Source organism: Draconibacterium sp. IB214405 (assembly GCF_033963885.1).
In the GTDB taxonomy this organism is placed as follows: domain Bacteria; phylum Bacteroidota; class Bacteroidia; order Bacteroidales; family Prolixibacteraceae; genus Draconibacterium.
The window spans coordinates 106,486-128,976 of sequence record NZ_JAXBMA010000004.1; the positions used below are offsets into that span (position 1 = coordinate 106,486).

Annotated in this window: 15 protein-coding genes; 6 read left to right on the forward strand and 9 right to left on the reverse strand. The window is 41.3% G+C overall.

What is annotated here, in order from left to right; translation table 11 throughout:
• Nucleotides 1-135 precede the first annotated feature (135 nt).
• From SLH46_RS13060 to SLH46_RS13080, 5 genes are all read right to left on the reverse strand, one after another.
• On the reverse strand, nucleotides 136-1,977 hold the full coding sequence (locus tag SLH46_RS13060; protein WP_320281640.1) for an MFS transporter: 1,842 nt from the start codon (nucleotides 1,975-1,977) through the stop codon (nucleotides 136-138).
• Between the two features lie 99 nt (nucleotides 1,978-2,076).
• Nucleotides 2,077-3,408 (reverse strand): SpoIID/LytB domain-containing protein, encoded by a 1,332-nt coding sequence (locus SLH46_RS13065; protein ID WP_320281641.1) that lies wholly within the window; start codon nucleotides 3,406-3,408, stop codon nucleotides 2,077-2,079.
• Entirely contained in the window at nucleotides 3,405-4,343 is a 939-nt protein-coding gene (locus SLH46_RS13070) for a DUF4922 domain-containing protein (protein WP_320281642.1), read from the reverse strand. The genes SLH46_RS13065 and SLH46_RS13070 overlap by 4 nt, the downstream gene beginning before the upstream one ends.
• 87 nt (nucleotides 4,344-4,430) lie before the next feature.
• Nucleotides 4,431-5,891: a glycosyltransferase family 2 protein gene (locus SLH46_RS13075; RefSeq protein WP_320281643.1), complete on the reverse strand. Its 1,461-nt coding sequence runs from the start codon at nucleotides 5,889-5,891 to the stop codon at nucleotides 4,431-4,433.
• A gap of 19 nt (nucleotides 5,892-5,910) precedes the next feature.
• Complete coding sequence (locus tag SLH46_RS13080) at nucleotides 5,911-8,883, reverse strand: golvesin C-terminal-like domain-containing protein (RefSeq protein WP_320281644.1); 2,973 nt, start codon at nucleotides 8,881-8,883, stop codon at nucleotides 5,911-5,913.
• A gap of 121 nt (nucleotides 8,884-9,004) precedes the next feature.
• Between SLH46_RS13080 and SLH46_RS13085 the strand changes: the two genes are divergently transcribed.
• Both SLH46_RS13085 and murQ read left to right on the forward strand, forming a co-directional pair.
• Nucleotides 9,005-9,841, forward strand: coding sequence for a hypothetical protein (locus SLH46_RS13085; RefSeq protein WP_320281645.1), 837 nt, complete (start codon nucleotides 9,005-9,007; stop codon nucleotides 9,839-9,841).
• Nucleotides 9,842-9,845: 4 nt separating this feature from the next.
• Nucleotides 9,846-10,649 (forward strand): N-acetylmuramic acid 6-phosphate etherase, encoded by an 804-nt coding sequence (gene murQ, locus SLH46_RS13090; protein WP_320281646.1) that lies wholly within the window; start codon nucleotides 9,846-9,848, stop codon nucleotides 10,647-10,649.
• 93 nt (nucleotides 10,650-10,742) lie between these two features.
• Here the strand turns inward: murQ and SLH46_RS13095 are convergent, their stop codons facing one another.
• From SLH46_RS13095 to SLH46_RS13110, 4 genes are all read right to left on the reverse strand, one after another.
• On the reverse strand, nucleotides 10,743-11,756 hold the full coding sequence (locus tag SLH46_RS13095; protein ID WP_320281647.1) for a dipeptide epimerase: 1,014 nt from the start codon (nucleotides 11,754-11,756) through the stop codon (nucleotides 10,743-10,745).
• Nucleotides 11,757-11,773: 17 nt separating this feature from the next.
• A complete protein-coding gene (locus tag SLH46_RS13100) occupies nucleotides 11,774-12,958 on the reverse strand; it encodes a C40 family peptidase (RefSeq protein WP_320281648.1) in 1,185 nt (394 codons plus the stop codon).
• A 101-nt stretch (nucleotides 12,959-13,059) separates the two neighbouring features.
• Complete coding sequence (locus tag SLH46_RS13105; protein ID WP_320281649.1) at nucleotides 13,060-14,487, reverse strand: transglutaminase-like domain-containing protein; 1,428 nt, start codon at nucleotides 14,485-14,487, stop codon at nucleotides 13,060-13,062.
• An 11-nt stretch (nucleotides 14,488-14,498) separates the two neighbouring features.
• Complete coding sequence (locus SLH46_RS13110) at nucleotides 14,499-15,224, reverse strand: FadR/GntR family transcriptional regulator (protein WP_320281650.1); 726 nt, start codon at nucleotides 15,222-15,224, stop codon at nucleotides 14,499-14,501.
• A gap of 237 nt (nucleotides 15,225-15,461) precedes the next feature.
• Between SLH46_RS13110 and SLH46_RS13115 the strand changes: the two genes are divergently transcribed.
• The 4 genes from SLH46_RS13115 to SLH46_RS13130 all read left to right on the forward strand — a co-directional run bounded on the left by SLH46_RS13115 (nucleotide 15,462) and on the right by SLH46_RS13130 (nucleotide 22,477).
• Nucleotides 15,462-17,111, forward strand: a complete 1,650-nt coding sequence (locus SLH46_RS13115; RefSeq protein ID WP_320281651.1) for an alpha-L-fucosidase — start codon at nucleotides 15,462-15,464, stop codon at nucleotides 17,109-17,111.
• Nucleotides 17,112-17,222: 111 nt separating this feature from the next.
• Nucleotides 17,223-17,816 (forward strand): RNA polymerase sigma factor, encoded by a 594-nt coding sequence (locus tag SLH46_RS13120; protein WP_320281652.1) that lies wholly within the window; start codon nucleotides 17,223-17,225, stop codon nucleotides 17,814-17,816.
• Between the two features lie 125 nt (nucleotides 17,817-17,941).
• Nucleotides 17,942-18,931, forward strand: coding sequence for a FecR family protein (locus SLH46_RS13125; RefSeq protein ID WP_320281653.1), 990 nt, complete (start codon nucleotides 17,942-17,944; stop codon nucleotides 18,929-18,931).
• Nucleotides 18,932-19,045: 114 nt separating this feature from the next.
• Entirely contained in the window at nucleotides 19,046-22,477 is a 3,432-nt protein-coding gene (locus SLH46_RS13130; protein ID WP_320281654.1) for a TonB-dependent receptor, read from the forward strand.
• Nucleotides 22,478-22,491 lie beyond the last annotated feature (14 nt).

Below are 22,491 nucleotides of genomic sequence, written 5' to 3' on the forward strand. Positions count from 1 at the left end.
TTTCAAGATTTACGGTGCAGCTTTATGTATTTTGTGAGAAAGAAAGGATGCCATCTCTCAAAGAAAAAACTCAGAAAGATGGCATCCTTTTATTACTGTAATCTATGCTCTTAGCGCTTAGACAGAAACCAAAAATTATTCCCTCTGTTTAATCCCAAAATTCGGATCAACTTTTATAAACGGCAACACCAAAAAGATTGGGATGGTACAGATCATCACCCAAACAAAGAAACTCTGGTAACCAATTATTTCCTGCAACCAGCCACTTAACATGCCCGGAATCATCATTCCCAGCGCCATAAAACCGGTGGTAATGGCGTAGTGTGCAGTTTTGTGTTTTCCTTCCGAAACGTAAATAGAAAAGAGCATATATGCCGTAAATCCAAAACCGTAGCCAAACTGTTCAATAACCACGGCAGCCGAAATCCACCACAACGATGTTGGGTTAAACAACGACAGCAGCAAATAACAAAGGTTTGGCAGGTTTATGGCCAACGCCATCCACCACAGCCAGTGTTTTAGTCCTTTGCGCGAGGCTACTATACCACCTAAAATTCCTCCAATTGTTAATGCAATCATTCCGGCGGTTCCGTACACCAATCCCAAATCACCGGTTGTAATTCCCAATCCTCCGGCTTCACGGGCATCTAACAAAAACGGCGAGGCCATTTTCACGAGTTGCGATTCGGCCAATCGGTATAACAACAGGAACAACATAATCGACACAATTTCCTTTTTGCGAAAAAAGGCTGCGAAGGTTTCGAAAAACTCGCCCAATACACTTTTACCTTCGGTTTTGTTGGCGACATCACTTGCCGGATATGGCAAAGCAAAACGGTGATAGAGAGAAAAAGCAGCAAACAGCACGGCAATACAAGCCAAAACCACCGACCATGCAAATTTTATATTTCCCGAACGACCAACAAAAGTTGTTTGAGTGGCCTTTTTTAATTTCGGATCGAGCTGAACAACAGCAAATGCAGGTTTATTCCAGTTCGTTTCGTTAAACACATAACGATATGTTTGCACCAGTTTTATACTGGCATCGCCTTTTTCGTAACCGAAATTCAACACCACCTCTTCGCCGGCTTCAGGTTGGGTTGAAAGCTGAATTGGAATAATGGCCAGGTTACCAACCTCGGAACTCAGGTCAACCGTTTCTTTATTGAATTTTTCTTTTAGTGTTTCTTTTAAAGGCGTTGACACTTTTCGTGTCCACCAACCGGCATCTTTGCTGGCAATGGGAGTTTCGACGGCATAAAAGTTATTCTCTATGTTCCATTCGTCCACACTCCTTTTTAGCTCAGCCGCCTGATCCTTTGTCACCAGACCAATGGGTACTTTCACATCCTTCTCCGAAACAAAATAAATGTCACCGGCTTCTTGCAACTGATGGTAACTTTCAGGATTAAACGAAATTTCCTGAACCTGAATATTCTGGGCAGTAACATTTACTTCGAGTGGTTCCAAACCTGTTGCGGTTTCCAAAGCACCTGCAATAATTACCAAAAGCCCCTGCCCCGTAAGCATGGCAAAACGATAAAAGGTACTTCTGATTCCCACAAAAAACGACTGATCGCCTTGCGACAATCCCAGCATATAAAATCCGTCGGCGGCAATATCGTGTGTTGCCGAGCTAAACGCCACTAACCAAAAAAATGCCAGCGTGTACTGAAAGAAATTACTTACAGGAATAGTAAACGCCACTCCGGCTAAACCTACGCCAACCACCAGCTGCATGATCACGATCCAGAATCGTTTGGTTTTCAGCAAATCCACAATTGGGCTCCACAGTGGTTTAATCACCCACGGCAAATACAACCAGCTAGTGTATAAAGCAATATCAGTATTTGATATACCCAGGCGTTTGTACATGATCACCGAGAGTGTCATTACAATTACGTAGGGTAAACCTTCGGCAAAATAAAGTGTGGGAATCCAAAACCAGGGATTGCGGTTAGTTGATTTAGCTGACATAGTTGTTATTTATGATTCTTTGAGATATACTTCGACTTCGCTCAGCATGACAGGAACGACATAACTCAGCTTGATGTCACGATGAGCGTAGTCGAACCGTTAATACCTTTTTTCCAAAGTTATATTTTTAAAATAATGATTCAGAATTTCATCGTATTTATAGCCTTTGTGCCCCATTACAGCCGCACCGATCTGGCAAAGACCAACTCCGTGTCCCCAACCACCTCCGCGTAAAATAATTTTACCGGGAACACCGTCAACAACATCCTCTTTTTCAACCAGGAATGCAGAGCTGTATAAATGCGATTCGCTCAGCCACCTGCGGATTTCCAATTCTTTTCCAACGATTAAAGTCTTTTTCGAGCCAACTATTTTTAGTTTTATCAATCGCCCTGAAACGCCACGTTCAATTGGAATCATATCCAGAATTTTTCCAAAATCATGTCCCGAACGTTTCAAAATCAATGCAGAAAGTTCATCTTGTTTGTATTCAACGGTCCAGCGATAAAAATCTTTGGCAGTCCAGTCGTACTCGTTCAGCACCTGTTTCAGCACCTCTTCATCGTCGGTATTACAAAAGGCTTCCGGCGCATTTTTCAACCACGGAACGGCATTTTCCTCAACTGTAAGATCGGTTTCAAATCCTTTTGGTGCAGCAGGATTATCAATCACCGCAGTTAAATACGGATGATTAACAGGCTCCCAGCAATTTTCGAAAAGCTCGGCAATTCCCCCGCAACATTTTGAGAAACGAGCATCGCAAATAACACCCTTGTAAGAAAGCACCAAGCCAGCGGTTTCATTTACCGCCTTTACCACATTTGGATTATGCGATCGTGTAGTTCCCTGGTAGCGCTGGCAATGATCGTCGGCACAAACATGAAAATTCGTGTGATCTTCACGATCGTACCATTTAATATACTCATCGTCAGACTTAAAAGTGCTTTCGTATGATTCTGCGGCCTCGGTCAGCTTATCCTGTTTTTCGGTTTGCGCAATCAACCAACTGCGTGAAATAATGGCGTGCGCTTTCAGCAGATCGAGCGAACTTTTAGCACTCATTTCCGACGAAATAACACTGATCAGGTAATCTTCAATTGACAGAATATTTACAGCGGTAATTTGTCCTTCTTCGATGATAAATTTCAAAGCTCCCTGAAATTTCTGGTTCTCCTTCTGCTCCCAGTGGAAATTTACACCGATGGTTACATCCTTTAATTCGAACTCTGATTTCCTCTTCTCCAGCGGTACGAAATACAGTTTTTCCAGACTGATAGTCGTGCCTTCGAGCTGTAAATTGTCATTTTTAATACAAACCTTTCCGGCTCCCGAAAAAATATGATCTGTTCCCAAAAGCTGGTATTCTCCGCCAAAACTGAATTCGATCTGATCGACACTCATTATGCCCACATGAATATTCGGACTGCTCATTGTTTAAGTTTTCTGGTTAGTTTATCAAATTGGTCTTCAGGCAATAAAACCTGCCTCATTATACTTTCTATATCTGTTTTGCTGATCTTCAAAAAATCTTTTTCCCGGGGAGTAATCAGTACGCCGCCCATGTCAACCGAAGCCGGACTGATTAAAATATTCTCCTCTCCTTCTGCAAAATACTGCGACGGACGATGTAATGCACGTGGAAAAACAAGGATTCTCCAGCCACCATCTTTATAGCGTGTAAGTATATTCAGCATCGGTTCATCGTCATCTGACGAAACGTCAAGCATGGAGTAAATTCCGTCAAAAGCATTTCCCAAAGCTTTGCTGTCTGCTGATTCCAAGACAAAGAAATTGCGAATTCCATCTTTTATGACATAGTAGTTTACATCATCTTTAAACCACTGTTCCGCATATTTTTCTGTCATTGTTTCCAGCTCGGTATCTAACGGCATAAAACCTGTATTACCGGCCTGAAAATGAAAATGATCGGGTGCAGAAGCGCCACATTTTGGTCCGTTATAAAACAGGGTAAAACCTTCCATCGCCTGTGCCAAATCGAGCATACTTTCAAAGTTTCCTTTAATCTGCTGCGGCGTGTGCGCAAAAGCTGGAATCGTATAATGCTCCGGAAATATCGGGAATGGATTTACCAACACCTCATAATCACCAAAAGTCACTCCCCGCTGTTCTGCCGGTCGATTTGATTCACACAAAAAACACGGGCGCGCTTCAATCGACTTTTTATCCACTTTGGCTGCCGACGAAACAATTCGTCCGGGATTAAACTGAACTTTTACCGTAAATCCGTCAAACTGAAATTCGCGCACCTGCACATTCTCCAGCCCGGAAAAATTCTTCCCAGCCAATTCCCATTCATTTTTCTGATCGGTAAGCAGTTGTTTTATTTCTGTTGAAATTGAATTCATAAAGTTTGTTTATATCACATTACAGTTCGACTACGCTCACTGTGACAACAATGTCACGGTCATGCTGAGCGAAGTCGAAGCATAGTTTCACCCTCTGTTCTTTCTTTGGCGTGCCTTTAATTCGATAGTACGAATCCTGTCTTTGTATGTATTGTGTGCATTCATTTTTTCAATATCCAAAGCTGCATCCGAGTTATCATCCCAACGTCGGCACAGGTATAAATTGTCGTAAATACGGCCAATCTGGTAATCTCTTGAAATAGCCAAACCAACGGCATAATCTTCGCCGTAACTGGTATTCGGAATTTTCACCTCGCGTAATACCGGCGTATAAAAAGCACGTGGAGCCCCCAAACCGTTAATTCGTAATGCATTGTTTTTCCCGTTGTCGGGTGTCCATTCTTTGTGGTCGATAATTCCAGGAGGTATCTCTTCCAAATCGAAATTCACCAACTGGTAAGTTCCAACAACCATCGCACATTTTTCTGCTTCGAAAACATCAACTACTTTTTGCAGCGTATTTTCGTCTTTGTAAATGTCGTCGCTGTCGAGCTGCATGGCAATCATTCCACAACGCGAATCATGCACCCCAAGGTTCCAGCACCCGCCAATTCCAAGATCTTGTCGAACCGGAATAATATGAACAACACGCATATCTTTTTTTGCAAAAGATTTGATGATTGAAGTGGTTTTGTCAGTTGAGTGATTGTCGATAACGATCAGGTTAAAATCGAAATTCGTTTTTTGCATCAGCACCGACTCCATAGCATCGGCAATAGTTTTTTCGCGGTTTCGCACCGGAATAATTACTGACGCTTTTTTTGCAAAAGCCTTTTCATCCAGTTCAACCGGAGTAAAATCAGGACTTAACCAGGCTCCCACATCTTTTGAATGTTCGGTTGCTGCCTGTTCCATTTCCACCTGTACCTGGCGGTTTTTCGGATCTACATAATCAAATATCTTCTGACCGCTTTTGCGGTTATCAGTTTCGTCAATGGTATATAAAAATTCAGGAATACGGAACAAGTCGCCCTGCTGAGCCACTTTTAAACGCAGGTAATACATTCCTGCATGTTCAAAATCCTGTGTCATGTTTTTCACTGCCGTTTTAAATGCATCGGCTTTGTACAACACCAGCGGACCAAAATTAAAGTCGTCGCGTAAACTGCCTTCCTGATAATCAATTACTGGATGCGCCGCCAGTTTGCCTTCTTTCACCTCGTAATAATCGGAATATACTTTAACAGCACCTGTTAATTCAGCAGTATCCACTAATCGCTCGATAGCAAATTGTCCCAGTTTTACAGCAGTTACTTTTGTCAGCAATAAAACGTAGTCCACGTCTTCTGCCAAAGCAGCCATACTTTTTACTGTTGCCGTTGAAGTTAGAGATTCAAACGAAAAAGCTTCTGCCTTTTCGCCGGCTTCTTTGGCTACATTTTCGGGTAAAAATATTTTATTTACTGAAGGATTGGCCTGTAATTCTTCAATCATTTCCGCCACCTGCGACCAGGCTGCGGCGGGTACAAAGCAGTTAATTTTAGTCATTATTTATCGTATAAGTCTCTTAATCATTTAACATTTTCAGAATTTCACGCATCAACAAATCGCGCTGTTCCTGCCCCTTTACACTTTCAAAAGGAAAGCCCAAAACAACTGACTTGTAGGTACTTTTGTACAAAACGCCTGCACTAATTCCATTTTCGCCATACCGGAAAATTGTTTTCCCATTTTTATCAAATGCTTCTATTCCATCCGGCGCTTCAACTGGGTATTGCTCCAAATTGTAATCGGTGTTGAAAGCTCCGGTAAAGTTACTATTTGAATTCACGGAATAAAACTGTCCGCTTTTTACTGCATGATCTGTTCGCCATTTAAACCCAAACAGATTACCAATCCGTTGTTTTTGCGTTTTATCTTTCGGAATCTCGGTCCCCACATACGCCCCTGACATAAAAATGTTTCCACCATTTTTTGTGTATTCAGTAAGCGCATTCATCATTTTTTCGGTGTAGATTTCGAAGTACGGAACAGAATCTTTACCGGGCAAATAGGTTCGTTTTTCTTCGCCATAAAGCAAATCAACCAATTTATAGTTATTCAGATCGGTCAAACCATTCTCTACAGCCTCATCGCTTGACGTTACAAAACTATAACCATTGGCCAGCAAACTCTTGCCGTGAATCATTGAAAAATCGAAAGTATTTCCTCTAAAAATGGTCGTTTCCAGATCGGCATAACTTGCGCCAAAACCCGGACTATCATCATCGAGCCAAACCGATTTACGCTCAAAATCGTATTGATCGCCGGTAGTCGAAACATCGTATCCATATGCCACTCCATGATCGAGGAAACGCAAAACACCCGCCAGCGAATCGGTCTCAAAAATGGCAGGACCATCAATTCGATCAAAACCATTTACGATCATCACTTCGCCTTTGCTGTTTTCGGCAATTCCCACTGCCAATGTTTCAGACGGGAAACTCTCGCCACCGGCATTTACAGCGGTTACCCGAAATCCATAGACTTTTCCGGGCTCCAGGTCGGCAATTGTTATTTCCGGTTTATCTACCAATGTTCCATTATCAAAACCGTTGTCGCCAACCCGTTTATACACCATATATTTTTCAGAAACTGAGGTCGGTTCTAATTCGTCAAGTACCGGTTCCCATGATAATTTCACTGAATTTTCGTTTGTAAAGCGGGCATTTAAATGATCAACCGGCAAAGGTTGCACTACGTAATCCTGCCCGTTTTGCGCTGTTACAAAACGTAACATCCCCTTATAAATGGCACGTGAAACATCAAAACGGAATTGTGGATTCAGCACATATTTGGCATCCTCCAGGTTTTGATGCGACAATAACTCCAGCAGCATCGTTGGTACCTGCGGACGATAAGCTTCGCTGTATTGCGAATTCCACATTCCGCGACGTGTCCAGTTGCTTTTGTAGACTGCATTTATATCGCTGACAATTTGAGTTTGTATTAAATCCGTCAAATCGCGTGAGGCATATTTCGATTGTCCATCTGGAAAAACGGAAGTATCTCTGTCGGTTGAGTAAATTCCAAGCGTTCCTACAATTTTGTTATCGGGTAGAATTCCGGCGTCGGTATGAAACGCAAAAGCCAGATCGATTGGAATTTCCAATCCCGGAGCCATTCGGCTTTTCGTTGGGCCAAACGGCGCTCCCATCAGCCAATCTACCCACTCACCACGACTCATATAATCGTCTTTGTAATCGTCTTCGCCGTTGTAGAGATTCCACACCAGTGTGTCGGGTGCGCCAGAATATTGCAGGTTGTAGCGGGCACCTTCATAAAAACGTGCAAGTCCGCCCGGTCTTCCATTGCGGACGATATTCCCCATTCCTCCGCCAAAACGTACCGCATCAGCAGAGAATGCTTTCCCCTCACCTTCCGGAGCGATCAGCTCTACTTTAGCTACATTTTTATCTTTTCCTGCGTTGAAGTAAAATTTGTCGAGATAAATCCATGTGCCATATCCCATTCTTTGGTCAACCTGAAAATCAGTTACAGCTCCTGAATGTGTTACGCGATAAGTCACCGGTCCGTCCCCTTTTGCATACGAAACATAAACTCCATATTCTCCTGCCTCCGGAAAATCGGGAATATAAGTGACAACATTTGATTTGTTTCTGCTTTCAAAACTTACTGCAGTTCCTTCCTTAAAAGGATTTGTGTTTCCTTCGATCAATCCAGAATAAGCAAATCCTTTTTCAGCTCCATTACGCTTTCGTGGTTTTTTGAATTTACTTTTTTCGGTTGAACGATCGTTGTCCACCACCACTTCGTTAACTTGCCAGTCGCGCTCGCGTGCATTAAACACGTTGGCCCCGGCATTTTCCAGCATTGGGATAATAAACGGAATTACAAACGAACTTGGCGAAATATCTTCAAGATTGGTAAACAAGCGTGCCCGCTGCCATTCCCAACGGTCGCGGGAAGGTTCGTAATACCAACCATGACTGTTCCACATCGCAATATTTGCTCCATCAAGACCTTCCGAAATTTCATAAGAACGGATCTTTTTTACCACATTTTTTCGATTTCTATCACTTGGTGTTAACCTGTTCTTATCAACGGGAATCTTATTTCGATAGTAATTGGGGATTAACTCTTCTAGCGGAAGATCAAAAGCCTGAATATTCAACGGAATATCCTGCAACGAGTCAGGCAAAACCTGTCGGATTGAATCGTAAACTGCAGCCAGGCTACTTTCACGAAAAGGCATTTCTGCCAATGCTTTGTTAAAATGTAAATAAAGCGTATCGTTGGCCGATGAAAAATAAGCTGTATCGAGCGTCACTTTTTTCCCGTTTCGGTAGTTTTCGTCTCCAGAATAAAAGGCGGAACTGCTTTTTTGCTTCAGCAAGATATTCAGTTGCTCTTTCAGGGTTTCTTTTTCTTGAGCACTTGACGAAATATTTAAAAGAAGAAAGAGCAAGAAAAACAGGAGACTATAGTTTTTCTTGTTTTCAATTAGGATTTTTGATTTAGCCAGGTTTAAATTTCTCATAGTTTTTCCGACTAGATTAAGGAAACAAATGTAGGCATAATTTGTATTACATATTACAAATCCAAAAAGATTTTGTACATTTGCGATTGAAAATTTCTGAAAATAAACCAACACGCTCAGAATGATTGTAATTGCAGACAGTGGCTCGTCGAAAACCGATTGGTTATTTATTAGTCCTGAAAAAGAATTTAGCATAAACTCACCGGGAATCAATCCTTTTTTTCAGCAAAGCGACGAAATTTTTGCAACGCTTTCAAGCACATTTAACAACATCAATAAAGAAACTGTTTCCGAAGTATTTTTCTACGGTGCCGGATGCATAAAAGGTAAAAACGATCATGTTGTATCGGATGCTTTGCAAAAGCTTTTTACCCAAGCTTCGGTTTTTGTTGAAGACGATATGCTTGGAGCAGCACGTGCGGTACTCGGGAACTCAACCGGAATTACCTGCATTTTGGGAACCGGGGCAAATTCGTGTTTATACAACGGAACTGAGATTATTGACAAAGTGCCTACACTTGGTTTTATTTTAGGAGACGAAGGCAGTGGTGCCTATCTGGGGAAACTTTTTATAAACGACTATTTCAAACGCGCCATTCCGGTCGACTTGAAACAAAAAATGGAAAGCGAACTCCACCTTGAACTGGCAGATGTTTTAAACTCGGTTTATCGGCAGGAATATCCAAGTCGTTACCTCGCGAAATTTTCAGCATTTCTTGGGCAAAACAAAAACCACATTTACGTACAAAATCTCATCAAGAGAAGTTTTACCGATTTCTTTTTCAAAAATATTGAACGCTATGACAACTATAAAAACCACAGTGTAAATTTTGTGGGTTCCATTGCGTACCACTATTCAGATTTACTAAAAGAAGTCGCATTTAACAGACAGATAGAGATCGGAAATATTATTGAAAAACCAATTAACGGACTTAAAAAGTTTCATTCCAATTTATAAGAAAATGAGGATCACAGAATCATCATCATTATACGACAACCTCGACCAAATGTCGGTTAAGGAGCTCCTGACCGGGATTAACAACGAGGATGCAAAAATTCATGTTGCCGTACAAAAAGAAATCCCTCAAATTGAAAAACTGGTTACCCTGCTTGTTGACCGCATAAAGGCCGGAGGCCGGTTATTTTATCTGGGTGCAGGAACAAGCGGGCGTTTGGGCATTCTCGACGCATCGGAGATTCCTCCAACTTACGGCATGCCCGATGGCGTTGTTATTGGCCTGATTGCGGGTGGCGACCGCGCCATTCGAAAGGCTGTTGAAGCAGCTGAAGACAACATTCACGGAGGCTGGGAAGACCTGCAGAAGTTCCACATTAACGAGCGCGACACCATTGTAGGAATCGCCGCATCAGGAGGTACACCATACGTAATAGGAGCATTAAAAGACGGTAACAGCAACGGTTTACTGACGGCTTCTATAACATGTAATCCCAACTCCGAAATAGCCAAGGTGGCCAACATTGCCATCGAACCAATTGTAGGGCCTGAATTTGTTACCGGTAGCACCAGGATGAAAGCAGGGACCGCTCAGAAAATGGTGCTGAACATGATTACAACATCGTTGATGATTAAGCTTGGCCGTGTAAAAGGCAATAAAATGGTTGACATGCAACTTACCAATAAAAAGCTGGTTGAACGTGGATCGAAAATGATTGTTGATGAACTGGGTATCGAGTTTGAAGAAGCCGAACGACTTTTGCTTTTACACGGATCGGTTCGTGCCGTATTGGACAATTATAAGAAGTAAGACAACAACTGTCTTGACTAATCAGCATAAAAAAAGAACCGTTTGCAATCAAAAAACAAACGGTTCTCTTTTTATTATCTCTATTTCTTAAAATCAGATTTTTCTTACCCCAATTCCCGGCAGATCATTTAAAGTAACTTTACCGTCAATTACTTTCATTCCTTCAAAAATATCGTTGGTAATTAGCAATGCTCCATCAAGATCGGCCCAGTCGCAAAGCGGCGACAATTGCGAGGCTGCAGATATGGCACACGAGGTCTCAGTCATACAGCCGATCATAACATTCATATCGAGCGCACGCGCCACATCCACCATTTTTTTGGCTTCGCGCATTCCGGTACTTTTCATCAGTTTGATGTTTATACCCGAATAAACATCTTTGAATTTTGGAATATCGTGAATACGCTGAAAAGCTTCGTCGGCAATAGTTGGCAGCGGACTATGAGCTGTTAACCAGGCCATGTCGTCAACCTGCTCTTTTGGCATTGGCTGCTCCACAAATACAATCCCTTTTTCATCCATCCAGTGGATCATATCCAGCGCTCTGTGTTTATCGGTCCAGCCTTGGTTTACATCAACACACAAGGGCACATCGGTAACCGAACGAATGGTTTCAATCAGCTCTTTATCGTTATCGCGACCCATTTTAACTTTCAGCATTTTGAACTCGGCAGCTTCTTTTGTTTTTTCAATAACAACCTCACGCGTATCAATGCCAATTGTATAGGTCGTGTAAGGCGTATCTTCAACTTTTAGCCCCCAGATTTTATGCCAGGGCTGTCCCAGCATTTTACCGACTAAATCGTGCAAAGCAATATCAATACAAGCTTTAGCTGCTCTGTTTCCCGTTTCAATCTGATCTACATAACCAAGGATTTCATCCATACGAAACGGATCCTTAAAACCTGCCAGATCAACCTTATTCAGAAAGCGGGCAACCGATTCGTGCGATTCGCCCAAATACGGCGGCATCGAAGCTTCACCATATCCAATTATTCCTTCGTGCTCGAGTTCGACCAGCATAACCGGCGTGGTTGTTCGCGAACTGGTAGCCAGCGTAAAAGTATGTTTTAACTGAAGTTCAAAGGGATAAAAACTTAATTTCATCTGTAAATTTCTTGATATTATTCCGGTAAAACCTGTTTGAAAAAGGCATTGTCAACCACCCACTCTATTCCGTCTCCATCGATATTATTTAGTACACGGCGACTTCTTACAAATCCTTTTTCGTAATGCTCGGTGTATTTTTCACTTTCACGATTCAGGCTGTTAACACGCACCTTTCCAGACGCATGAATAAACTCCTGATCGCCCAAACACATACCAACATGTGTAACTCGTTCTTTTTTGTCCTCAGTAGCTTTTCGGCCAAAAAACACCAGGTCGCCCGGCTCCAAAGTTTCATATCCGTTTTGAGTATCAACCAACTCTCCATAAAGTGTTTGTTGAGAAGCATCGCGCTGAAGAATAATTCCATGATAATAATAAGCTGATTTCACAAATCCGCTGCAATCAACCATTTTGGCCGAGGTACCACCCCACAAATAAGGAACACCCATAAATTTTTCGGCAGTTGCCAAAACATCTTTTGCTGCAACACTTTTATTGTACCAGATATCAAGACCGATACATTCATCTTTTTTTACAAATGCCTCGCGGCCATCGGCTAAAACTGTTTTATAAAAGCCACCTTCTTCGCTCACAACACTTAGTAAATTGTCGAGTGCCAGGTCTGTTTCAATACCGGATTTAGCATCTGGTTTTGAATAAGCAAAACCGTATTGTTCTTTATAAAGCACTTTCTTTAACGCTTTCCATTCCGTCATTTCCTCGTTGGTTTTTGTAGCAATTCCGGCACCGTCAACCCAGCCAAAATAGCGGTCGGGAGTTTGAACCAAATACCAACCATCATCTTTCTGGTAAACTTTAACCGGAGTTCCCATAATGGCTTGCGTCAACATTTCGGCCGAGTGCTGTGCGCTGCTTCTGATATTACAAACCGAAAGCGTAACAACACCCCATATATTTTCTTTATAGGTCTCGTCGGGTAACAGATCGACTTTAAAGTCGCAACCTTTTTCTGCAGCAAAAGTTTTTAAAGCTTCAAATGCAGCTTCGGAAACAGTAGCTCCGCTTATCGAAGTCTGACCATTTTCAACTGAAACATTTACATAACAATATGCAACACGTTTATCATTAATTTGCTGACGAATCAGCTCATCAACTTGCTGTTTAATTTCGGGAGATTGTTGCTGTGTACACGATGCCATAATCAAAAAAAATAGAAAAATAATTTGTGGAAATTTCATTACGCTCAAGATTTGTATTACATATTACAAATATAAATTTTAAAGGGGTATTTCCTAAAATTGCCCCCAGGAAATTACCATTCTTAACACATAAACTTAGTTCACGAATTAGGTAAATATTCGAAATCAAGATCGTAGCTCCATGTATCGAAATACAGGTTACCATCCTTCCATTCCAGTTCTCCGCGTTGAAAGTCAAATGGTTCGCTTCGGTAGTATTTTTTTGCCGGAACCAATTCGCGTGCAAAATCGTCATTTACCACCAAACGGTAACTATCCAAACCGTTCAGGTAAAACTCTTTAACACGTTTATCCTCCGAATCGATCAATTTAAAAGAAGGATCAACCGGCACCCAACCAACACCTTCGTAATACACTTCAGCCCAGTCGTGCAGATTGGTAGTTTGTGGCAACAAATACCAGCCACTCTGCCATTTACATGGAATCCCGAGGCTACGAGCCATGCTTAAAAACAAGAAAGTTTGCATACCGCAATCGCCATGCATATTTTCGAGCACATAACACGGAATACAAGGCATAACTGAATACTCGAGCGCCCCTGCCCATGGGATATTATCGTTTATCCAATAATACAGCAGTTCCACTTGTTTTACCGGATTCTTTTCGTCGCCTACGATGCTTTTTGCCAATGATTTTATCTGGTCGGTAAACACAATATGCGGCAATCGTTCGGCGGTATATTTTTTATAGAGTTCCGAGTTTTTATCGTAAGCTTGCGTGTCTTCAGGTTTTATATCAAACCATTGTGCTGCTGTTTCAAAAATGTAGGAGATTTGAAAAACTGTTTCCTCATCCTGAACAGCTTTTTTCTCCATATAAACCGTTCGCTGCATCGTTTCGTTTGGCGCAATGATATAGTCATCCTGACTGGCCTCTAAAAACTCAACACGAGGCAAACGTTCCGATCCTGTTCGCGGATAAGGCAACCAACATTTCACCATCTCGCCATCAGGCACAACATTTGCATCCAAAGTTATGGTATAATTCACTTTTATTCGTTGCGGATTAAATGGTTCCCGCGGAGTAATCCCGTTTTCAAACCACTGCGGAATAACCGTCAGCTGAAAATCATCAACACCATCATACGCCTTACCATCTTTTTCTATTTTGATTTGTCCGGCTGCTTCATTCAAACGAAAGAAATTACTTACCGCTCTCGAAAAATAGCGTTTCTCTCCGTCGATAACACGCATTTCCAGTTGCCTTGCCTCCTCCCATTTATTTAATTCTTCGTCAGTTAAATCGGGAAAATATTCACTCAGGCGAGCTTTAACTTCAGTACGTGTATAAGGAAATTCTTTTCGCAATCGATCGATTGTCTCCAATTGAATTTGGTATTCTGAATTATCAGGATTTTTCTGAATCTTTTCTTTTAAGACTACTTCAGCTTCACTGAATTTTCCTTCGTCCAAATATTTTTGAAAATCGAACAACTTCTCATTTTGATTCTGGCAGGAACATAAAAACAGTACCCAGCCGGTTAATAATAATCGATGTAAAAACTTCATACAAACCAGGCCTAATAAGAGTTGTGCAGGTATTTCTGATAGATATCCATGGTACGGTGCAAATGAACTTTCATGAGCTCGGCAGCCTCGTCACTTTTTTGTTTGTTTATAACATCAAAAATCTTCAAATGATATTCAAGCGTGATATCTTTTTCGCCCTCCACGTTGGCATAAATCAGATTTCGCATACGTGGTAAAAGCGAATAAATCGGTTCCATCGAAATCTGTACGATCGGATTGTGTGTAGCTTTGGCAATAAGGAGGTGAAATTTGTTATCAAGATCGGCCTCCATTTGAATATTGTCGGGATTACATGCCTTAAAAGCCTCAATATTATCCTGAATATCGCTTAAATCGTTTTGTGTTCGTTGCTTGGCAGCAAGACTTGCAATCTCGGGTTCAAACAACCTGCGCACCTCAATAATTTGCGCAATCAGGTTATGATCGAACTGCATATCGTAGTACAAATTCAGGTTTTGAATCGCATCATCAATTTTCAAACCGGTAACCGTCATACCACTTCCTTTGGTAATTTCAATCAGTCCGCGTGCACTTAAACGACGCAGCGCCTCTCGCAGAGCAGTGCGGCTTACGCCAAACGATTCACACAGCTCTCGCTCGGTTGGAAGTTTTGATCCCACGGGCAATTTCTTTTCCCGAATAGCAGCTTCAATTCTTCGCTCAATCTTTTGACTTAGCGTAAGCTTGCTCCCGATTTTTCTAAAGACTTCATCCATTATCTTAAATTTTGGTCAAGTGGTAATTCGTTTAAATGTCCTACGTATTACAAATGTAATATTTTAAAGAAGAATTTACATTGTTATGCTAATTAAGACTTGGATAGAAATATTAACAAACTTTAGTTGACTGATTAATAAACCATTGCAACTAAAAGGTAAAACAAGCGTCGTTTTACGGCCGATCCCAGCTTATTTTTCGTAATTTAACGGGCATTAATTTCTCAATCTTTTCGTATGCGAAAAACAGGTATTACATTTTTACTACTAACTTTTTCTGTTTTGTTGATGGCTCAGACTCCAAACACTCAGCGTTTAAATTTAAATAAGGCGGAACGTGTTGAATGGTTTCGTAACCTTGGCTTCGGAATGTTCATTCATTTCAGTTTCGACAGCCAGCTGGGAATTGTAATCAGTCATTCGATGGTTGGCGCATCCGACGACTATTTGGATCGCTACTTTAACGAGCTGCCAAAAACCTTTAATCCGAAAGATTTTGATGCAACAGCAATTGCTTCGCTGGCCAAACTGGCCGGTATGAAATACATCGTGTTCACCGCAAAACATCACTCCGGCTTTTGTATGTGGGACACTGAAACAACCGATTTTAATATCATGAATACACCTTACGGGAAAGACCTGGTTGCTGAGTATGTTGAAGCCACTCGAGAAGCAGGTTTGGCCGTTGGATTCTATTTTTCGCCCGAAGATTTTAATTTCCTGCACGAAAATGGTCAGCAGGTACGCAGATCAAATATCAATTCAATCCCGCAATCGGTAATGAACCGTTACATTGAACTAAACGAGTTACAGACCATCGAGTTAATGGCGAAATACGGCGATATCGACATTTTGTTTTACGACGGTGGCGATGGGCCGCTACTTGAAAAATGCAAACAGATTGCCTGGGAACTTCACCCCGATTTGGTGATCACCCGGGGAGCAATGGAAACACCCGAACAAACTGTACCGGGAATGCAAAATACCGATCCATGGGAAGCAAATCTGACTATGGGTACACAATGGGCCTATAAACCAACCAACGAAGAGTATAAATCGGCAAGCCGCTTGTTGGAGATATTAATTGAAACCCGGGCAAAAGGTGGAAACCAATTGCTAAATATCGGGCCAAAACCTAATGGAGAAATTTCGGAAGAACAGGAAGCCCGCTTAAGAGAAATTGCTGCCTGGAACTTTATAAACGGAGAAGCAATCGAAGCGACATCACCGTGGATAATTCCAAACGAAAGAGATATCTGGTTCACCTGGAAACCGGAAGAAAAAACACTTTATGCCATTCTTACCAAACAACCTGAATGGACGCGTGGCGAAAGACGCGATTTTCTGTTACGCTCGGTAAACAGCACAGCAAATACTTCCGTTTCTGTTTTGGGACAATCGGACGAGTTGGTAGAATACCAGCCTGAAACGGATGCGCAAACCTATTTTGAGCAACAGGAAGATGGTCTGCAGATTTCATGTGTGCGTGCACAACGTATTTATAATAACCACAAATGGAACAATCCGCTGGTAATAAAAATTACCAATGCCGAGCCGGCGTTTGATCCTCCACTTGTAAAAACCCTCGATGCCGAAATAATTCGTTCAGGAAGCGTTACCTATATTCAATTTAAAGGAGAACTAACAAAATCCGGCGATACTGAAAATCTGAAAGCCTGCTTCCGCTACCGCCCCTACACCAACCTCGCAGAAGATTCGAATTCAGCACCATGGCACCAGACAGAATCGGTAGAAATCAAGGATAATGTGTTTATGTTCAAGTTACGACTATTAGGTAAAGAAATTACCTACCAGTACCAAACACTATTACAACACCCAAAAGCCAATATTTACGGGGGATACAAGACAACAACCATAAAACAGTAAAATCATTTATTGTAAATAAATTTTTTTTTACAATCAGGTTTACTACCTTTATTTTTCATAAACTAAAGTGTATCTTAATGAAAATTGAGGTGCACAACTTGCTAAAACTAGATGCTAAACGACCAAAGAACTAAACTGTTAATTGCTGAAGGAAATACCAGACGCTTTCAATTACTCATGGAAGTTACATCTGACGAATTACTTCAATACGCGTTAAGTTTTGTACGCCATCAGGAAATTGCAGAAGAACTTGTAAGCGACGTTTATGTTAAAATATGGCATAAAAGATCAGAACTTCCCAATATTCAAAATATCAGATCCTACCTTTTTATAGCAGTAAAAAACAACTGTCTGTCACATCTCAGAAAAATGAAAAACGAAAAAATTGTATTTATCGACGAATACAACGATTTTTTATTCCCAATGTTAGAAAGTAAGGATGATGAGACGATAGAAAAAGAATTACTAAATAAAATTTACAAAGCCATGGGGGAACTCCCTCCAAAATGCAGGGAAGCTTTTTCTCTTGCAAAAATCAATGGCTTTAAACACCGCGAAATTGCGGCAATAATGAGCATTTCGGAAAAAACGGTAAACAACCACCTGGTAACTGCTCTGAAAAAAATTACCGACGCACTTGGCATCGAAAAGAAAAAGAAACCATCGCGGCTAAAACAAGCCAGTTTATTCTCTTTTGCCTGGTAGAAATCCGTTCGCAAAAAGCTTCACTCCCTTTTATTTTTCATAATCCTTTAATAATTGTTCATTTTTTCATTGTTGAATTAGGTATAGAATCGGCTTCGAACGTCTTTTAGGTAGAAAGACAAAAGATGACGAAGAAAGATAATACCTACGAGCTTATTGTTAAGAAGTTCACAGAATCGATCAGTGAGGAGGAAAATGAAATTCTCAACAATGAGCTCGAAAAACATAAATCCACAGCACGTAGTTATTCCGTGCTCAATACGTTTTGGAGAAAATATTTCCCAAAAGCAAAAAAACACTCGATAATACAGCAAACTGAAAAAAAGCTCGGATTCACATATCACCAAAGTCCTAAAACCAAAAATTGGAAATGGATCGGCATTGCCGCTTCGATATTATTTATAGTATCAATGACATTTTCGGTAAACTACATAATAGAAAAAAGGCAGGCACCAACATTAAATCAATACCGTTGCAAAGCCAAAGAAATTAAAACTATCACTTTAAGCGATGGAACAAAGGTGTGGTTAAACTCTTCGTCGTTGTTAATTGCAAGCGAACCTTTTATTGGCGACAAAAGAGAAGTTACCCTTTTTGGAGAAGCCTATTTTGAAGTTGCTCCGGATGCCGAGAAGCCTTTTACCATAGAAACCTCGAACCTGAAAACAAAGGTTTTGGGAACCCATTTTAATGTAGTGGCCTACCCTACCGACGACATTCACGAGATTTCGTTATACGAAGGAAAGGTGCAGCTAAATCCGAACATCAATAACGACACTGCCATTCTGTATCCGGGCGACCGTGCTTATTACAACACCAACACCGGCAAAATGAGGTTATTGCATACCGATCTCGGAAAACCTGCCCAGTGGCGCGATGGAATACTACGTTTTTACGATGAAGATCTGTTTAGCATCTCTAAAAAACTGGAACGCCATTTTGAAACACGGATTTTTGTCTCCGATTCTGTTACCGGTAATCTGAAATATTCGGGAGAATTTGAAGAAGAATCGCTGGAACGAATACTCGAACTACTAAGCGTTGCAAAAACATTTGAATACAAAATAAATAATAACGGAATAATTATCGAATCAACAAAAACAAGACAAGATTAAAACATGATGAATTAAGAAAAAACGGAAAAATCTTTCTGTGAGTCTGATCAACTCTTTACCGGGAAGATTTAAATGAACTAAATTTTATTGTTTAACAAACTAAACTATTATTGTATGGAAAAATGCATTAATGCTAAGCTTTCCTGTTCATCGGGATGGCTAACAAAATTTCGTCGCGTAACTGGTGTCACCATGGCATTGTTACTGGCGATTGTTGTTAGCGTGCAGGCCAGCACTTATTCTGAATCGGTTACATTCGATTTAAAAATGAAAAAGGCCAGCCTGAAAGAAGTATTTCAAACTATCACTAATCAAAGTGAGTTTAAGTTTGTTTACAACAACGACGTTGTAAACGACAATCAAAAAGTGTCGGTAACTACCGAAGATGCGCGTGTTGAAGAAATTTTAGACGAAATTTTACCACAACACCAGCTTGAGTATCAGGTTATCGACCGACAAATCATTGTTTATCCGGCGGCAAACGAAGGTCAATCAGCTGCCAGCTCAACCAGTCCTCAGGAAAAATCGATTTCGGGTACTGTTGTCGACGAAGAAGGTATGCCTCTTCCGGGTGTGTCTGTTATCGTTAAAGGAACAACAGTTGGGATTGTTACCAATATTGACGGTAAATACAATTTAACCGGAATTCCTGAAGATGGCAAAGTACTTGTTTTTTCATTCGTAGGGATGAAAAGACAGGAAGTAAACATTGGCAGCAAAGCTGTAATCGACATTACCCTTGAAGCTGAAGCAATCGGTCTTGATGAAGTTATTGCCGTAGGTTATGCTTCGCAGAAAAAAGCCAATGTGGTGGGTTCTGTATCATCAGTTAGCGGAGAGCAAATTGAAGCGATTCCTGCTGCCGACGTTACCAACACACTTTCAGGTCGTATGACCGGTGTTACAGGTATTCAAACTACAGGTGAGCCTGGACAGAGTAACGCTACAATTCTTGTTCGTGGTCGTACCACTTTAGGAGACCGTAATAACAATCCTGAGCTTACAGCACCGCTTGTTGTCATCGATGGTATTCCAGGTCGTTCGCTGGGCGATGTTGACCCGGTTGACATTGAAAGCGTATCGGTACTGAAAGATGCATCGGCTGCAATTTACGGTTCATCAGCAGCAAACGGTGTTATCCTGGTAACCACAAAAAGAGGTAAATCAGGAAAACCAAGAATGAACTACCAGTTCTACCAGGGTTTTATGACTCCAACTATTCTTCCTGAAGTAACTAACGCCGGCGACTATGCCACCATGTTAAGTGAATATCAGGATTACGAAAACAAAGAGCGTACTTATTCTGATGAAGATATCGCATTGTTCTACAGTGGCCGCGATCCTTGGGTTCACCCTAACAGTGACTGGGTTGGCGACTTAGTAGACGACTGGACATCAACCAGCAAACACAACTTTAGTATCGATGGTGGTAGTAACGGAATGTATTACTACGTATCGTTAGGTTACAAAAACGAAGAAGCTATTTACAAGCAGGAATCAACCAATTACAAGCAATATAATTTGCGTGCAAAACTGGAACTTCCTATTACCGATTGGTTAACCACATCGATTGATTATGCAGGGTTCTTAAATAACAAAAAGTACCCAACCAAAGGTGCAAGTGCTATTTACGGTCAATCAACCCGTCTGCTTCCTACCCGTTGGTCGTTCTGGCCAAACGGATTACCGGGCCCGGATATTGAATACGGTGATAACCCTGTAGTAACTTCAACTTTCGAAGGTGGTTACGACGATCAGAAAGACTATATCAACCAGGTTACATTTAAAGCAACAATTACACCTGACATGGTTAAAGGTTTAACCCTTAGCGGCTACTATTCTTACGATGTATCGAACTGGTACAGAAAAAGATTCCGCAAACCATGGACACTTTATACTGAAAACTGGGATACTGCAACTTACGACTCAGAAGGTTACGTAATCGATATGGAACTTACTCCTTCGTTACGTGGTTATTCAGCTCCTGAATTAGCAGAAGACTACAGCCGCAATATTCGCAAACTGGCTAACTTTAATTTCAACTATGCCCGCGACATTGGCGAACATTCATTCTCAATTTTCGGTGCATACGAGCAAATTGAACAAAACAGTAACTATTTTGGAGCCTTCCGTAAGTACTACATTTCTGATGTTGTACAAACTATCGATGCCGGTTCTGATACAGATAAAGACAACTGGGGATCAATGGAAATTTACGCTCGTAAATCTATTATTGGTCGTGCCAACTATAGCTACGCTGGCAAATACTTAGTTGAAGCACTGTTCCGTCGCGACGGTTCGTTAAAATTCCCACCTGATAGCCGTTGGGGTAACTTCCCTGGTTTAATGTTGGGATGGAGAGCTTCGGAAGAAGATTTCTGGCAAAACAATTTATCTGCCATCAACTACTTCAAAATGAAAGCATCGTATGGTAAAATGGGTATGGACCCGGGTGATCCGTTCCAATACATGAACAAATATGTACTGGGAACAGGTTTAACTATGGGATCAGGAAAACAGGTTGAAACTGTTGTTCAACAATCAGGAGTTGCTAACCCAAATATTACCTGGGAAAAGCAAACTACTTATAACTTTGGTTTCGAATCGCAATTTATTGATAACTTATTCTCATTCGACGCTGATTTCTTCTACAGCAAACGTTCTGATATTTTAGCTTCACGTGATGCTTCTGTTCCGGGATTTACCGGACTGGCATTACCTGACGAAAATATTGCTGAAGTTGACAACCGTGGTTTCGAGCTGGAAGCCGGATATCATAAAAATATTACTTCCGACCTTCGACTTGATCTTAGCGGTCAGTTCTCGTACAACCACAACGAAGTGGTATTTATGGACGAGCCCGAAAGAGCAGAGGCATGGCAGCAACGTACCGGACATCCATACGGAGCCTGGTTAATGTACGATGCCATTGGTATTTTTGCCGATCAGGCAGCTGTTGATGGATATCCACACTGGGATGGTGCAAAACCTGGTGACGTTATTTTCCGCGATGTGGACGGTGACGGAACAATTACCAGCGACGACCAGATTCTTATCGACCAAACCGATATGCCTGAAGTTAGTTACGGTTTGTCTATTGATTTAGACTACAAAAACTGGCACTTATCATTACTGGCACAAGGTCAGGGTAAATACTACCGCATGAATATTGCTGACGGACGTCGTGGTGAAGCAGGTAACTATTTCCAATGGAGTTTCGACGACCGTTGGACGCCTGAAAATACCAACACTGATGTAGCAAGAGCTTACAACCGCGATGACTTATATTGGTCGTTTGACAACCATATGAGTACTTACCACCTGGATAATATGGCTTACTGCCGTTTGAAAAATGCCGTTCTTACCTATACCATTCCAAATACTGTATTTGGCGATTTGGGAATCTCAAGAGCTCAGGTATATTTTGCAGGAAACAACTTGTTCCTGATTTATGCTGCTCAGAAAAATTTCGATCCTGAAATTGGAGCTCCAATGAACTATCCGGCTGTAAGAACGCTGGCTCTTGGTGTGAAAGTTACATTTTAGTAATTAATGAATAT

Bases quoted from the DNA above. Each gene is read 5' to 3' on its own strand.
- SLH46_RS13060 (WP_320281640.1), bottom strand. From the start codon at position 1,977: ATGTCAGCTAAATCAACTAACCGCAATCCCTGGTTTTGGATTCCCACA.
- SLH46_RS13065 (WP_320281641.1), bottom strand. From the start codon at position 3,408: ATGAGCAGTCCGAATATTCATGTGGGCATAATGAGTGTCGATCAGATC.
- SLH46_RS13070 (WP_320281642.1), bottom strand. From the start codon at position 4,343: ATGAATTCAATTTCAACAGAAATAAAACAACTGCTTACCGATCAGAAA.
- SLH46_RS13075 (WP_320281643.1), bottom strand. From the start codon at position 5,891: ATGACTAAAATTAACTGCTTTGTACCCGCCGCAGCCTGGTCGCAGGTG.
- SLH46_RS13080 (WP_320281644.1), bottom strand. From the start codon at position 8,883: ATGAGAAATTTAAACCTGGCTAAATCAAAAATCCTAATTGAAAACAAG.
- SLH46_RS13085 (WP_320281645.1), top strand. From the start codon at position 9,005: ATGATTGTAATTGCAGACAGTGGCTCGTCGAAAACCGATTGGTTATTT.
- murQ (WP_320281646.1), top strand. From the start codon at position 9,846: ATGAGGATCACAGAATCATCATCATTATACGACAACCTCGACCAAATG.
- SLH46_RS13095 (WP_320281647.1), bottom strand. From the start codon at position 11,756: ATGAAATTAAGTTTTTATCCCTTTGAACTTCAGTTAAAACATACTTTT.
- SLH46_RS13100 (WP_320281648.1), bottom strand. From the start codon at position 12,958: ATGAAATTTCCACAAATTATTTTTCTATTTTTTTTGATTATGGCATCG.
- SLH46_RS13105 (WP_320281649.1), bottom strand. From the start codon at position 14,487: ATGAAGTTTTTACATCGATTATTATTAACCGGCTGGGTACTGTTTTTA.
- SLH46_RS13110 (WP_320281650.1), bottom strand. From the start codon at position 15,224: ATGGATGAAGTCTTTAGAAAAATCGGGAGCAAGCTTACGCTAAGTCAA.
- SLH46_RS13115 (WP_320281651.1), top strand. From the start codon at position 15,462: ATGCGAAAAACAGGTATTACATTTTTACTACTAACTTTTTCTGTTTTG.
- SLH46_RS13120 (WP_320281652.1), top strand. From the start codon at position 17,223: ATGCTAAACGACCAAAGAACTAAACTGTTAATTGCTGAAGGAAATACC.
- SLH46_RS13125 (WP_320281653.1), top strand. From the start codon at position 17,942: ATGACGAAGAAAGATAATACCTACGAGCTTATTGTTAAGAAGTTCACA.
- SLH46_RS13130 (WP_320281654.1), top strand. From the start codon at position 19,046: ATGGAAAAATGCATTAATGCTAAGCTTTCCTGTTCATCGGGATGGCTA.